This is a genomic window from Pseudonocardia sp. EV170527-09, from assembly GCF_008369905.1.
GTDB lineage: Bacteria > Actinomycetota > Actinomycetes > Mycobacteriales > Pseudonocardiaceae > Pseudonocardia.
Window position 1 is genome coordinate 1 of sequence record NZ_VRMC01000064.1, and the last position, 13,483, is coordinate 13,483.

The 13,483-nt window shown below is 70.7% G+C and carries 12 protein-coding genes and 1 tRNA gene; 5 read left to right on the forward strand and 8 right to left on the reverse strand.

The annotated features are described in order from the left end of the window. Positions 1 to 640: 640 nt before the first annotated feature. Positions 641 to 919 (forward strand): helix-turn-helix transcriptional regulator, encoded by a 279-nt coding sequence (locus FVA95_RS19090; protein WP_149665409.1) that lies wholly within the window; start codon positions 641 to 643, stop codon positions 917 to 919. A gap of 256 nt (positions 920 to 1,175) precedes the next feature. Here FVA95_RS19090 and FVA95_RS19095 read toward each other — a convergent pair whose 3' ends face one another. The 3 genes from FVA95_RS19095 to FVA95_RS19105 form a co-directional block, all read right to left on the reverse strand. Then, complete coding sequence (locus FVA95_RS19095) at positions 1,176 to 2,225, reverse strand: 5-methyltetrahydropteroyltriglutamate--homocysteine methyltransferase (protein ID WP_149665410.1); 1,050 nt, start codon at positions 2,223 to 2,225, stop codon at positions 1,176 to 1,178. Between the two features lie 1,081 nt (positions 2,226 to 3,306). Further along, complete coding sequence (locus tag FVA95_RS19100) at positions 3,307 to 3,513, reverse strand: hypothetical protein (RefSeq protein ID WP_149665411.1); 207 nt, start codon at positions 3,511 to 3,513, stop codon at positions 3,307 to 3,309. A 385-nt stretch (positions 3,514 to 3,898) separates the two neighbouring features. Continuing rightward, positions 3,899 to 3,971: transfer RNA gene (locus tag FVA95_RS19105), tRNA-Ala, on the reverse strand. Between the two features lie 86 nt (positions 3,972 to 4,057). On the opposite strand from FVA95_RS19105, the gene FVA95_RS19110 reads away from it, so the two are divergent. Next, a complete protein-coding gene (locus FVA95_RS19110; RefSeq protein ID WP_149665412.1) occupies positions 4,058 to 6,079 on the forward strand; it encodes a S9 family peptidase in 2,022 nt (673 codons plus the stop codon). Positions 6,080 to 6,108: 29 nt separating this feature from the next. Here FVA95_RS19110 and FVA95_RS19115 read toward each other — a convergent pair whose 3' ends face one another. Together FVA95_RS19115 and FVA95_RS19120 are read right to left on the reverse strand one after the other, a co-directional pair. After that, on the reverse strand, positions 6,109 to 7,005 hold the full coding sequence (locus FVA95_RS19115; RefSeq protein WP_240051600.1) for a TrmB family transcriptional regulator: 897 nt from the start codon (positions 7,003 to 7,005) through the stop codon (positions 6,109 to 6,111). A gap of 121 nt (positions 7,006 to 7,126) precedes the next feature. Next, on the reverse strand, positions 7,127 to 7,855 hold the full coding sequence (locus tag FVA95_RS19120; protein ID WP_240051601.1) for a FadR/GntR family transcriptional regulator: 729 nt from the start codon (positions 7,853 to 7,855) through the stop codon (positions 7,127 to 7,129). 214 nt (positions 7,856 to 8,069) lie between these two features. On the opposite strand from FVA95_RS19120, the gene FVA95_RS19125 reads away from it, so the two are divergent. Together FVA95_RS19125 and FVA95_RS19130 are read left to right on the forward strand one after the other, a co-directional pair. After that, positions 8,070 to 8,558 carry a gluconokinase gene (locus FVA95_RS19125; protein WP_149665436.1) on the forward strand — a complete coding sequence of 163 codons (489 nt, stop codon included), beginning with the start codon at positions 8,070 to 8,072 and terminating at the stop codon, positions 8,556 to 8,558. Next, complete coding sequence (locus FVA95_RS19130; RefSeq protein WP_149665415.1) at positions 8,555 to 10,054, forward strand: SLC13 family permease; 1,500 nt, start codon at positions 8,555 to 8,557, stop codon at positions 10,052 to 10,054. Before FVA95_RS19125 ends, FVA95_RS19130 begins: the two co-directional genes overlap by 4 nt. A 6-nt stretch (positions 10,055 to 10,060) precedes the next feature. On the opposite strand, the gene FVA95_RS19135 is transcribed toward FVA95_RS19130, so the two are convergent. After that, the gene (locus tag FVA95_RS19135) at positions 10,061 to 11,524 is read right to left on the reverse strand and encodes a PLP-dependent aminotransferase family protein (protein ID WP_149665416.1); all 1,464 of its coding nucleotides are present in this window, start codon (positions 11,522 to 11,524) and stop codon (positions 10,061 to 10,063) included. Between the two features lie 100 nt (positions 11,525 to 11,624). Between FVA95_RS19135 and FVA95_RS19140 the strand changes: the two genes are divergently transcribed. Then, positions 11,625 to 12,257, forward strand: a complete 633-nt coding sequence (locus tag FVA95_RS19140) for a YitT family protein (RefSeq protein ID WP_164514885.1) — start codon at positions 11,625 to 11,627, stop codon at positions 12,255 to 12,257. Here the strand turns inward: FVA95_RS19140 and FVA95_RS19145 are convergent. Next, positions 12,208 to 12,945: a thioredoxin domain-containing protein gene (locus FVA95_RS19145; RefSeq protein WP_149665418.1), complete on the reverse strand. Its 738-nt coding sequence runs from the start codon at positions 12,943 to 12,945 to the stop codon at positions 12,208 to 12,210. The genes FVA95_RS19140 and FVA95_RS19145 overlap by 50 nt on opposite strands. After that, on the reverse strand, positions 12,945 to 13,463 hold the full coding sequence (locus tag FVA95_RS19150) for a MauE/DoxX family redox-associated membrane protein (protein ID WP_149665419.1): 519 nt from the start codon (positions 13,461 to 13,463) through the stop codon (positions 12,945 to 12,947). Before FVA95_RS19150 ends, FVA95_RS19145 begins: the two co-directional genes overlap by 1 nt. Positions 13,464 to 13,483 lie beyond the last annotated feature (20 nt).

The window sequence follows — 13,483 nt, forward strand, 5'->3', positions numbered from 1 at the left end:
AGGACAGAGCACTGTCCCCGGTCCCGGCAGCCGTGTCATGATCGCGCCCGGGCCAACGACACGTCAGGTCGTCCATCAACCGACACCACAGCCCGTCCCCGGACAGCCCCGGTGTTCCGCGTCGGCTGGCTGCACGACCTGCCCTGGAACTCGGGGCCGTCAGGCCACCGGCCCGGCACAGGTACCTACGATCTCACGCTGCTGACCTGTAGAGCACGTGAAAGTCCCGAACTTGGCGGAGGCTGATGCCTGAGATTCCAGTGCCCCAACCTTGCCCCGTTGCAAACGATGCTCGACTGCATCCCAGCAGGACACCGCGATCGGATTGTGACGTGTTCGTCGATTCGCCCGACGACGGCCGGGTCGCCCGCTCGACGCCGTGCTCGGCTCGCGAATCGCCCGGGTGAGTACTCGGTCTGCGAGTGCGACCTGCAAGCCACTTCTTCTGCGGAGTGAACTTGCCCCAGCCAACCACGGGCGCTCGGGCTGGCACAGCGTGGCCGTGACCTCGAATGGGTGAAGCACCTGGCCGGGTCGACCCCGTCGGCGGGTGCCAGAGGTGGGGCCGGAATGCTCAGTTCGCGGAACCCGAACGCGACTGCGACGTACATTCAAGCGACTAGTCACCTATAGTCTTGACATGGGCGATATCTATCGGGCTCTCGCGGATCCGACTCGACGGGCACTACTCGATGCGCTCGCAGCGAGAGACGGCCAAACACTATCCTCGCTCTGTGGCGCGCTACTCGAACAGGGCACATCTTCGAGCCGGCAGGCCATCTCTCGGCATCTCGCACTTCTGGAAGACGCTGGATTGATCTCCGTCCGACGGCAGGGTCGCTACAAGTTCCACAACCTCAATCTGAGACCGCTGCGTGAGCTAGCACAGCGTTGGCCAGAGCCTCCAGGATCTACGTGATGGGCTACATCTCCTACTCCAACGTCTATGTCAATGATCAAGGCTTGACGGAGCGCCCACTTGACTGGTTCTCGACCTTGAAGATCAGTTACCCGCTCGGCGAGCCATTTTCTCCGCCCACTGCCGAGCCTTTAGAGTCTCCGGCAGTGACTACCATGCGAACTTGGTGCCGCTAGCCGATCTCTGCGTACAGATAAATCGAGTTCGAGGAACCAGTCACGAGAACATCCAGATCTTACTCGACGACATGCGGCGCTTAAAGTCCGAGCTGCGCCGCCGCCTCGGCAGTACCCTCGACCCGGGCAGCGATCTTCGCGAATGCGACATCTCGCGATGTGGAGGTATCATCAGCGAACGGTGAAAATCCGCAGTCGTCACATGTTCCCAACTGATCTAACGGGATGTACTCAGCAGCGCGAAGAACTCGATCACGAACTGTAGCAACACTCTCAATCGCCGGGTCGATAGGGTTGATGACACCGACGTAAAGCCGCGCGCCCTGAGGCAGAGATTTCGCGGCAATCGACAGAACGCGCTCCGGCTCCGGCTCCGCAGACAACTCGATAAAGAATGAACCCGCCCTCATCCCGAACAGCGCCGGCAGGAGGTCTGCGTAGTCGACGTCAAGACTGTGCACTGAGTCCTGGTCCCCGCCGGGACATGTATGCACTCCAATTCGCGCACGCTCCGCCTCAGAGAATCTATCGAGCACGCTATTGTTGAGATCTACGAACGACTGCAGTAGCGCTCCAGACGGATCCAGCTTCAGCGACAGCCTCCCTTCCGTGAAATCCATCTGGACGGAGTGAGCGCCTGCCTGGAAGCAGCTTCGAATATCCGCCTCGCATTCGTCTACTAGATCCACGAGAAACTGATCTCGGCTATAGCTGGAGATGTCCGCGTCCAAATAGAGGAGTGAGAGCGCGGATGGCGCAATTACAGCTTGCTTGATTAGCAGGTCAGTCTGACCGCGGACAGCAGACGTATACTTGCCAGCCTGCCTCATGTAACGAAATGGCTTAGAGGTCAGGCGAGGCAACTGTCGGATGTGGCCGTCCGCGAACTCGATTTCAACCCCGTCCGAGGAATAGCATGTGGCTCCTTCGAGCGGGTACGTGACGAAGCTTGACTTGGACTGTTCCCCATCCGATATGATAGGCGATCCTGTCTGAGCGAACCGCAGCACCGTGTCCGACAGGGATCGACCCTGAAGATCTGAAAGCTCTGCTCCGGCTACACCTCGGGCAAGCGCCTGCACGAGGTAGTCAGGGCGCGGAACGCTTCCGATGGGCTCAGTAGGGATCATGCTTCGAACCTCTCGTCTAGGCGGTCGGAAATACATAGAGAGTCGATTCTGCCTAGCTGCGCCCGGATCCACTCGAGCGCCGGGATGCGCTTCAAGCGCCTGGGCGTCCGGCGCGCTAGCAGTGACACCCAGTAGTATTATTAGGAGTTGCGGAAATCTTTTATTGGTGCAAGTCACCACGCCTCAGAACCGCGCACTGACCGCGCAGCGGGCTTCGGCGCCCTAGCGATTATTACGAACTTATTCTTGCAAGACACCGTCAATTTTGCATTTTGCCAGCAGTGAGCTTATTCGACGCTTATGCGCCTTCAACTAGCAGGTAGAATGGATACATGACTTCCCATTAACCACCTTCTAGATGGTCGTTTCGAAACGTAGCAGAAGCAATAGACGGAGGCAACGAAGATCGCTCTAGAAGAGCTAAACCTGACGTCCAGCGTGCTCAGTTTTGAGCACCTCGGCTTGCGGCACCCGCTCGTCCACCGCAGATGGATAGGTCTTCGCTGACCGAGGCCCATCTCCGCGCGCGACGCCGAGGACCGCGAACCTGCTACCGCCCCAGGACCACCCCTTGTGTTGACCCCAGCAGTAGGAGCTGTAGCAGCTCGAGCCCACCCCGCCCCGGTCAGTCCGCAGAAGGGTACCGTCGACGATCACAGACGCCTTGGCCCCGATCGCCACTATCACCTTCGCAGGGTCGGGGCGAGAGCGGTGAGGAGCTCGACGACCCGGTGGCGTAGAGCAACACCGAGGTTGTGCCGCTGCCGTATCTTGCAGCGAGATCGGCATAGGTCTCAATATTGCGCAGGTGGGCGAGCACGCGCATCGTCTGCTCCCCGACCGAGAAATCGACTACCTCACGGGTCATAGACCCGCGTCTGAGCTTGCGGGCCGCCGTGTGGGTAGTAGTGCACCTGTCCGACACAGGGTGTAGCTCTGTCGTCCTACGACGTCCTCAGTGTGGCTCAGGACATCTACGGACTTCCCCGGACCGTAGCATCACACCTCGGTGTCGCCTGCGCGAAGGACGGTCGTTCTCGTCGTCTGACCATCTTTCGCGGCAAGTATGCCCGATCGAGACCTATGCCTTACCGAACAGCTTCAAGACGCGGTCCAGCACCTCGGGCACGCAGTTGCGTCGCTCGCGGCTGTCCGTCTTGAGCGCGACCTCGCGGATCTTGTCGTCCTCGACGCCGTTACGGCGGAGCGACCAGCGAGTGAGGTTGATGTCCATGACCTTGTCGAGGTGCCGCACCACGACGGCGCTCAGGCCCAAGATCAGGACCACAAAGATGGTCCACGCTTCTAACACACACGCCTCCGCGACAGGTACACGCGTCAAGCTCGCGTGAGTCGAGGGGAAACGAGTGTGGACTTGTGTGGATCTCGCTGCGGCCCTTGGCCTGGACTACAGACACACCGCCGGTAGCGGCTTGATCCCCAGACGGAGGGTCGAATTCGGCCCGGGGCGCGTGCGGGTGTGCCTGCGGTCGAGTTCCAAAGATTCGAGCTTCGCCCCTTTGGCAGCAGCTTAATTAGCTTGATGCCGGAGGTTACACGACCGTGAGCCCCGCGCGCACGCGTCCGAGGGCCAGCACAAAAAGGTATGACCCGGGTATCACCGTGAAGTGATCACCCGGGCCATCTCGCGCCCCGACCGAGGTCGGAGTGGGTGGAGCTGAGGGGATTCGAACCCCTGACCCCTTGACTGCCAGTCAAGTGCGCTACCAGCTGCGCCACAGCCCCTTGCGACATGAAGAACACTACACCGGCCGGTTTCCGGCCCGGAAAGGGGGGTGCCCCTCCCGGCGCCGGGACCTACCGTCGACCCCGTGCAGCCCTCTGACATCGGACGACTGGTCACCCTCGGCGCCCCTGCAGTGTCCCCGGACGGCGCGCACGTCGCCGTCGCGGTCCGCCGCGTCGACCTCGGCACCAACCGGTACCGGACGGCGATCTGGCTCACACCGACCGACGGGAGCGGTCCACCGCGGCGGCTGACCGGCTCGGAGCAGGGCGACTCCTCCCCCGCCTGGTCGCCTGACGGGACGCGGCTCGCCGTCGTCACCGGGCGCGAGGGCGGCGGCGCACAGCTGCGGGTGCTGCCGATCGGCGTCCCGGGCGAGCCGGTGGTGGTCTGCGAGCGTCCGGAGGGGATCTCCGAGCCGGCGTGGTCGCCGGACGGCACCCGGATCGCGTTCGTGTCCCGGGAGCGGACGGCCCGGTGGGCCACCGGCGTCGACGACCGGGCCCGCGAACCCCGCCGGATCGACCGGCTGTTCAGCCGGCTGGACGGAGAGGGCTGGATCATCGACCGCCCGTCGACGGTGTTCGTCGTCGACGCCGGGGGCGGCGACCCGGTGGCCGTCGCGGGCGGGCCGTACGAGCACTCGTCGCCCGCCTGGTCGCCGGACGGGCGGACACTCGCCGTCGTCGCGGACCGCGAGCCGGACTGGGACCTGGACGAGACGGCGCGGATCTACCTTGTCGACGCGGCGGGCGGAGATGCGGCGGGCGGCCGTGAGCCGCGGCTGCTCACCCGCAGCGGGCGGCACCACACGCACCCGTCCTGGGCGCCGGACGGCACCCGGTTGGCCACCCTGGCCTCCGACGACCACCTGGCGGCTCCGGCGCACGCGTCGCCGGCGCTGGTCGACATCGCGACCGGGCGCGAGGACGTCCTGGCGACCGGCATCGACCGCACCTGGCGGCCCTTCCCCGGCGCCCGCGCCCCGATCTGGGACGACGGGCACCTGCTGGTGTCCTGTGAGGACCGCGGCGGGGTCCACCTGTACCGGGTCGCGGCCGACGGCCCGGGGGCGGGCACCGCGGAGGCGCTCCTGACCGGCGCGCGGACCGTCGCCGCCTACGACCGCGCCGGCGGGAGCACCGTCGTGCTGGTCACCGACCACGACCACCTCGGGGAGCTGCACGTCACCGACGGCGGGTCGCTGCGCCGGCTCACCGCGCTCACCGAGCCCTTCCACGACGCCGTGCCGCGCGGACGCACCCCGTACCGGCTGGCCGTGCCGTCCCCGGCCGGGGACGGCGACATCGACACCTGGGTGCTGCTGCCGGACGAGCCCGCCACCGGCGCCGGCGGCCGGCTCCCGGTGCTGCTCTCGATCCACGGCGGCCCGATGACCCAGTACGCCGACGCCTGGTTCGACGAGTTCCGGCTGTGGGCGGGCGCCGGCTACGCCGTCGTGTGGTGCAACCCGCACGGATCGACCGGCTACACCCAGGACCGGGTACGGGCGATCCGCAGCCCGCTGGCGGAGACCGCGCCCGGGACCGGCTGGGGCGGGATCGACGCCGACGACGTGCTCGCCGCGCTCGACGGCGCCCTCGCGGAGTTCGACCAGCTCGACCGGGACCGGGTGGGTGTGCTCGGCGGGTCCTACGGCGGATACCTCACGTCGTGGCTGGCCGCCCACCACTCCGACCGGTTCGCCGCCGCGTGCAGCGAGCGGGCGGTGAACAACCTGGAGTCGCTGGACTGGAGCTCCGACGCGGCCGGGTGGTTCGGCCACGAGCTGGGCCGCTCGTGGCTGGACGCGCCGGAGGAGTACCGGCGGATGTCCCCGCTGCACCACGTCCGCGGCATCGACGTGCCCATGCTGATCCTGCACTCCGAGGACGACCTGCGGTGCCCGGTCGAGCAGGCCGACGCGTTGTTCGTCGCGCTGCGGCTGCTGGGGCGGCCGGTGGAGTACTGGCGGTTCCCGGAGGAGAGCCACGGGATGTCGCGGGACGGGTCGCCGCGCCACCGTGTCCAGCGGGCGCAGATCATCCTCGACTTCTTCGGCCGGCACCTCGGCGGGCGCAGGCCGGCGCAGGTGCCCGCGGGCTGAGATCGCGGGCCGAGGGCGCGGGGCCGCGTTCAGCCGGCCCGGCTCCGGCCGTCGTCCCCGTCGGGGTCGCCGACGGTGTCGGTCTCCGGGCCGACCGAGCGCGGTGCACCGTCGGCGGCCCGGACCGGCTCGCCGACGGGCTCGCGCAACCGTCGCAGGGCGGGGTCGTCGGTCCAGAACTCGTCGAACCCGTGCTCGGCGAACCGGTCGGCGACGCGGTGCATCGCGATGTCGTGGCGCACGTAGAGGTGTGCGAGCAGCACCGCGGCCGGGTCGTCGGTGTAGAGACCCCAGGTGCGGTCGGCGGTGAGACCCCCGATCACGGCCTGGTCCCGGTCCGCGACGACGACGAGCATCCGCCGGCCGAGGTTGTCCTCGACCGTCGACGGGGCCGAGTAGCGGTGCTCGATGTGCCAGCCGACCGGGTCGTCGTCGACGCCGAAGACGACCGTGGCCACGTCGACGCCGTGCTCCTCGGCCCGGCGGACCGTGGGCTTGAGCGTCTCGACGTCCTCCGGCCAGCCGAGCACGTACAGCTCGGAGCGGGCCGCGGCGGCGACGTCCTCGGCCCGTTCGAGCAGCATCCGGCGCTCGGTCAGCGAGTGCACCAGCCGCACCTGCGGCGGCGCGGTGAGCCGCGGGATCTCGTTCTGCAGGATGCCCAGCGTGCGGTCGAAGTCGCGGCGCATGCGCTCCAGCAGCGTCGCGGGCGGCAGCGGCACGTAGCCGGTGCCGTCGGCGGCCCGGACCTCGAAGGCCGCGCCGCGGCCGACGAGCTTGCCCAGCGTCTCGTAGACGGTGCTGCGCGGCACCCCGGACCGCTTCGCCACCTCGTAACCGTTGACCGCCTCGCCCGCGCTGACCAGCGCCACGTAGGCCTTGGCCTCGTAGCCCGACAAGCCCAGTCGCTGGAGCTCTTCCGTCACCCGACGTACGGCCATTACAAGATCATCTCAATCGTTCGTCACCGTCCCGCGACATCCCGCCGCGTCCACTCCCCAGGTCGATCGCGGGCGACCGATCGATACGCCCGAATCCGCACCATCATCACAATCGTTGATCGGGCGCGCGCGTCACGCTGGCCCGCATCGCCGCATCCGCCTCACGGAGGATCTCCCGCATGGCCGCTCCGGCGGCAGGGGCGTCACCCGCCCGGACGGCGTCGGCGACGTCGCGGTGCAGCCGGATCGCCTCCGGTTCCGGACGACTGGGCATCAGGTGGTGCCGGGTCCGCCCGGCGAGCACCTCGGCGACGACGTCGCCCAGGGCCGCGACCATCTCGTTGCCCGAGGCCGCGAGCAGGGTCCGGTGGAAGAGCTGGTCGGCCTCCAGGTAGGCGAACAGGTCCCCGGCGCGGCCGTGCGCGGTCATGTCCATCACCGCACCGACCAGCACCCCGCACTGCTCCGGGGTGGCCCGATCGGCCGCCAGCTCGGCGGCCAGCGGTTCGACGCCGCAGCGCAGCTCGGACAGCGACCGCAGCTGCTCGTCGCGGCCCGGGCCGTCGAGCCGCCAGCGGATCACCCTCGGGTCGTGCACGTTCCACTGCCCGCGCGGGGAGACGGTGGTGCCGACCCGGCGCCTGCTGCGCACCAGGCCCATCGACTCCAGCACCCGCACGGCCTCCCGGACCACGGTCCGCGACACCCCGTACCGGTCCACCAGCTCCTCGGCCCGCAGGACCTCACCGGGTCCGATCGTGCCTGCGGCGATCGCGGTCCCGAGCCGGTCCAGGACGTCCGCGTGCAGTCCCGTGCCCTCCGTCGCGCCGCTCACGGTCGAATCGTGCCACCTCACGATGCCGAGGACCGGAAAAGGCATATCTGAACCGATCCGGTGTTGAAAAAGTAATACTTATGACCGACCCTGGTCCCACAACGGCCCGGGTACTCCCGGTCCGCGTGCCGATGCCGCCACACCGTGAGGAGCCGATGCAGTGACGCAACAGCCGGCGACACACCAGCCACCACCCCGCCCCCTCGTCGTCGTGATGGGGGTGTCCGGCTCCGGGAAGTCCACCGTCGGCGCCGCCCTCGCCGACGCACTCGGTGTCCCGTTCACCGACGCCGACGGTCTGCACCCGGCCGCCAACGTCGCGAAGATGACCCGGGGGATCCCGCTCACCGACACCGACCGCGAGCCCTGGCTCGACGCGGTCGGTGCCCGGTTGGCCGAGCACACCGGCACCGGGCTCGTCGTCGCCTGCTCGGCGCTGCGCCGCACCTACCGCGACCGGCTCCGCGCCCACGCGCCGTCGACGGTGTTCGTCCACCTCTCCGGCGACGCGGCGGTGCTCGCCGAGCGCATGGGCGGACGTTCCGGGCACTTCATGCCGACCGCGCTGCTCGACTCCCAGCTGGCCACCCTGGAGCCGCTGGCCGCCGACGAGGCCGGAACGACCCTGGACATCCGGAGGCCGGTCGAGGAGATCGTCGCGGGCGCCGTCGCCGCCACCGGGTCGGAGGTGGCCCCGCGATGACGCTGCACCCCGCACTCGTCCTGGCCGCGGAGCAGGCCCAGCCGGTCGCCTCCGCCGGCCGCCTGGTGACCGCCGCGCTGGTGGGGATCGTCGCGCTGGTCCTGCTGATCACGCAGTTCTCGCTGCACCCGTTCCTGGCCCTGACCATCGGCTCGCTGCTGGTCGCGGCGGTGGCGGGCATGTCGATGGGCGACGCCGTGGCGGCCTTCTCCGACGGCTTCGGCTCGACCGCCGCGAGCGTCGGGACGCTGATCGCGCTGGGCGCGATGTTCGGCAAGCTGCTCGCCGACTCCGGCGGCGCCGACCGGCTGGTCGACACGATCGTCTCCCGCTCCGGCCCGCGGACCCTGCCGTGGTCGATGGCCGCCGTCGGGGCACTGGTCGGCCTGCCGATGTTCTTCGAGATCGGTCTGGTCATCCTGATGCCGGTGATCTTCCTGGTCGCGCGCCGGGCCCAGGTGTCGCTGATCGCCGTCGGCATCCCGGCGCTGGCCGGGCTGTCCGCGATGCACGGTCTCGTCCCGCCGCACCCCGGCCCGCTCGCCGCGATCGGCATCCTCGACGCCGACCTGGGCATCACCCTGGTCCTCGGCGTGCTCGTGTCGATCCCGGTCGTCGTGCTGGCCGGGCCGCTGTTCGCGACGCTGGCGGCCCGCTGGGTCGACGTCTCCCCGCCCGCGTTGTTCGAGTCCCCGGTCGCGGCCGGGAGCACCACCGCGTCCGCTGCATCCGCCGGATCGGCCGGGACCGGCGCGGGTGCCGACGCCGGTCCCGGTGCCGGTGCCGGTGCCAGTGCCGGCCGCGACGTGCCGGACGGCGGTCCCACCCGGCGCCCCGGGTTCGCCGCCACCCTGTTCACGGTGCTGCTGCCGGTCGTGCTCATGATGGGCAAGGCCGTCGGCGACATCGCCGCGCCCGAGGGCAACCCGGTGCGCGCCGCACTGGACTTCGTCGGCACCCCGCTGGTCGCGCTGCTGCTGTCGGTGCTGGTGGCGATGGCCACCCTCGGTACCGGCTCGGGGATGAACCGCGCCGGGATCATGGGCTCGCTGGAGAGGTCGCTGCCCGCGATCGCCGGGATCGTGCTGATCGTCGCCGCGGGCGGCGGGTTCAAGCAGACCCTGGTCGACACCGGGATCGGCGCGATGATCGCGGGCTGGGCCACCGGCGCCGGCATCTCCGCGCTGGTGCTGGGCTGGCTGGTCGCGGTGGCGATCCGGCTCGCGACCGGGTCGGCGACCGTCGCGACGGTGACCGCCGCGGGGATCCTCGTCCCGCTGCTGCCGACGCTCGACCCGGCCCAGACCTCGTTGCTGGTGCTGGCGATCGGCGCGGGCTCGCTGTTCTTCTCCCACGTCAACGACGCCGGGTTCTGGCTGGTCAAGGAGTACTTCGGGCTCACCGTCGGCCAGAACATCAGGACCTGGTCGATCATGGAGACCGTCATCTCGGTCTCCGGCCTGGTCCTGGTGCTGCTCATCGACCTGGTGATCTGACCCCGCTCAGACGACGACGCCGGCCCGGGTCGCCGGGTCGGCGGCGGTCGCCCGGGACGCGGGCCCGTCGACGTCGGCGACGGTGCGGGCGAGCCGGCGCACCGCCTCGGTCAGCACCGGTCCGGGGTGGGTGAACGGCACCCGCAGCCGGTCGGTGAACGCGTGCCCGGCCCCGAACCGCGGGCCGGGCGCCAGCACCAGACCGTGCCGCGGGGCCGCCGCGGTCAGCGCCGTCGAGACGTGGGCACCGAGGTCGCACCACAGCGCGAGCCCACCGTCGGGGACGGTGAAGCGCCAGTCCGGCAGGGTCGCGGCGAGCTCGGCGGCCAGCAGGTCGCGCCCGGTGCGCAGCACCCCGACCCGTTCGGCCCGCAGCACGTCGAGCCGTTCCAGCACCTCGACGGCGACCAGCTGCTCCAGCACCGGCAGCGCCAGCTGGGCCCTGGCCAGTCGTCGTCGCAACCGGGCCGCACGCTCGCGGCCGGCCCGGACCCAGCCGATCCGCAGCCCGCCCCAGGCGATCTTGCTGAGTCCGCCGACGGTGACGACGTCGTCGGGTCCGGCGGCGTGCGCGGCACACGGCAGCAGCCCCGTGGCGCCCCCGCGCAGGTCCAGCTCGGCGAAGGTCTCGTCGACCAGGGCGACCGTGCCCTGGCGGGCGAGGCGCTGCACCAGCCGGGCGCGGGCGTCGTCGTCGAGGAGACGGCCGGTGGGGTTCTGGAAGTCCGCCATCAGGTACGCGGCCCGCGCCGCGGTCTGCCGGGCGGCCCGCGGCAGCGCCGTCTGGGGCGTCGCTCCGGCGCCGTCCACCGCCACCGGGACGGCGACCGCTCCCGCGTCGGCGACGACGTCGAGCGCCGACGGGTAGGTGGGATGCTCGACGAGCACCCGGTCCCCCGGCCCGGCCAGCTCGGCGAGGACGATCCCGATCGCCTGCAGCGCCCCGCCGGTCACGACGACCTGCTCCGGCCCGGTCGGGAGCCCCCGGGTCGTGAACCGGTCGGCGATCGCGGCCCGCAGCGCAGGCAGGCCGTCCGGCCCGTAGCCGTGTCCGGCCAGCTCCGCGGCGCCACGCGCGACGGCGCGGGCGACCAGGTCGGGCAGTCCCGCGGGCGCGGCGGGGGCGGCGTGGGCGAGGTCGATCGCGCCGTGGTCCACCGGGCCGGGCGCCCACACCCCGTCGACGCCACCGGTGCGGTCCGGGAGCCGCACCCAGGTGCCCGCCCCGTGCCGGGCCTCGGCCCAGCCGTCGTCGCGCAGCTCGCGGTAGGCACGGGCGACCGTCACCCGGCTGATGCCCAGCGCCTCGGCCAGCGGCCGCTCCGCCGGCAGCCGGGTGCCCGAGGGCAGCCGGCCGTCGCCGGTCAGCACCCGCACCGCGTCGGCCAGCACCCGGTACGCCGGGCCGCGCCCGCCGTGGACGTCGCCGCACAGCGCAGCGAGGCGCTCCGCCCCGATCCCCTGCGTCATTCCCGATCCACTTTCGCTCGAGTGGCACGGTGACAACAGGCCACCGATGGAATCAGCATGCCATCTCGTGACGATCAACAGTTCCCGCTGGTCGCTGCGGATGCCGCGGCGCACCCGGCGACTCACCCAGCTCGTGGCCGGCCTGGTCGGCTACGCGGTCTCGATGGCGCTGACGATGCGCGCGACCCTCGGGTCGACCCCCTGGGACGTGTTCCACCAGGGCGTCGCCGGCCGTACCGCGCTGTCGGTGGGCACGGTCACCGTGGTCGTCGCGGCCGGGGTGCTGCTGCTCTGGGTCCCGCTGCGGGAACGGCCGGGACTCGGGACGGTGGCGAACGTCGTCGTCATCGGGGTCACGGTGGACCTGGCGCTCGCGGTGCTGCCGGCCCCGGAGGCACTGTGGCTGCGGGTGGGGTTCGCCGCCGCCGGGATCGTGCTGAACGCGGTGGCGACGGCCGCCTACATCGGGGTCGGGCTGGGGCCGGGCCCGCGGGACGGGCTGATGACCGGGCTCGCGGCCCGCACCGGCCTGTCGGTGCGGCTGGTGCGGACCGCGATCGAGGTGACGGTCGTGCTGGTCGGGTGGGCGCTCGGCGGTGTCTTCGGCCCGGTGACGGTGGTCTACGCGCTCGCCGTCGGGCCGCTGGTGCAGTGGTTCCTGCCACGTGTGAGCGTGGGTGCGGTCAGCCCGTCACCTTCGACAGCCAGTTCCCGTTGCTCAGATCCATCTTGACCCCGTCGACCATCACGGTCGGGGTGCCGAACCGGCCACCGGGCGCCACCGCCGGATCGGCGACGGCGGCCCTGATCGCGTCGGCGATCGCCTGGCTGTTCGCCTGGCGGGTGACGCAGCCGGCGAAGTCGCCCTTGGCGCCCAGCTCCGTGCCGAGCGCGATCAGCTCCTGCACCGACTTCCCGGCGCTGCCCTCGGCGGGCTGGTCGGCGTACAGACGGGAGTGGTAAGCGGGGAAGATCCCGGCGTCGGCGGCGCACAGTGCGGCGTTGCCGGCGCGGGTGGAGTAGCCGGGCGGGGTCGAGCGCTCGTCGAGGATGACGATGTGGTGATAGTTGATCTTCGCCTTGCCCTCGTTCACCGCGGTGGTGAGCTGGTTCCCGACACCGCTCTCCAGCTGCTTGCAGGCGGGGCAGAGATAGTCCTCGTAGAGGTCCACGGTCACCGGGGCGGCCTGGTTCCCGGCCCGCACGACGACGCCGTCGCGGGTCACCGGGTAGGTCGCGACGGTCGCCTCCTGGTAGTTCTGGTACAGCACGTAGACGCCGGTGGCCAGGGCGATGACCAGCACCAGGGCACCGATCCCGAGGTTGCGACCGAGCCCGCCCGAGGTCCGCGGCGGGCTGATCCCGGCCGCCTGCAGCCGGGCCTGCGCGGCCTGCCGGCGCTCGCGCTCACGCTGTCCCATCAGTGCTCCTCCGTCGCGTCCGCCGGCGCCCGCCGGTCGTGGTCGTGTGTCGCGGCTCGGTCCCCGCGCCCGTCGAGGGAGAACAGCGTCCGCGGGCGCACCGCCAGGAACGCCGCGGCCGCGGTGAAGGCGAGGTCGCGCAGCAGGGACGGGCCGTAGCTCGTGTCGTCGGGGTCGACCGGCCCGCCGCCGCCGAAGCAGCCGCAGTCGATCGCCAGCCCGCGGGCCCACGCCTGCACCAGCCCCGCGACGAACGCGAGCAGCAGCACGGTGCCCACCACCGCGGCGAGCCGGGTGGCGAGGCCCGCGAGCAGCAGCAGGCCGAGCGCGATCTCCAGCGGCGGCAGCAGGGTCGCCACCGGCACGACGAGGGCATCCGGCAGCACCCGGTAGGCGGCGACGGCGACGGCCGTGGTGAACGGCTCGGTCAGCTTCACCGCTCCCGACACCAGCCAGACCGCGGCGAGTCCCAGCCGCAGCACGGTGCCCAGCACGTCGAGCGGGCGGGCTGCGGTCACGACGGGGGAGCCTAGCGATC

Coding starts and splice junctions, on each gene's coding strand:
- FVA95_RS19090 (WP_149665409.1), top strand. CDS start 641: ATGGGCGATATCTATCGGGCTCTCGCGGATCCGACTCGACGGGCACTA.
- FVA95_RS19095 (WP_149665410.1), bottom strand. CDS start 2,225: ATGATCCCTACTGAGCCCATCGGAAGCGTTCCGCGCCCTGACTACCTC.
- FVA95_RS19125 (WP_149665436.1), top strand. CDS start 8,070: ATGGGGGTGTCCGGCTCCGGGAAGTCCACCGTCGGCGCCGCCCTCGCC.
- FVA95_RS19130 (WP_149665415.1), top strand. CDS start 8,555: ATGACGCTGCACCCCGCACTCGTCCTGGCCGCGGAGCAGGCCCAGCCG.
- FVA95_RS19135 (WP_149665416.1), bottom strand. CDS start 11,524: ATGACGCAGGGGATCGGGGCGGAGCGCCTCGCTGCGCTGTGCGGCGAC.
- FVA95_RS19140 (WP_164514885.1), top strand. CDS start 11,625: ATGCCGCGGCGCACCCGGCGACTCACCCAGCTCGTGGCCGGCCTGGTC.
- FVA95_RS19145 (WP_149665418.1), bottom strand. CDS start 12,945: ATGGGACAGCGTGAGCGCGAGCGCCGGCAGGCCGCGCAGGCCCGGCTG.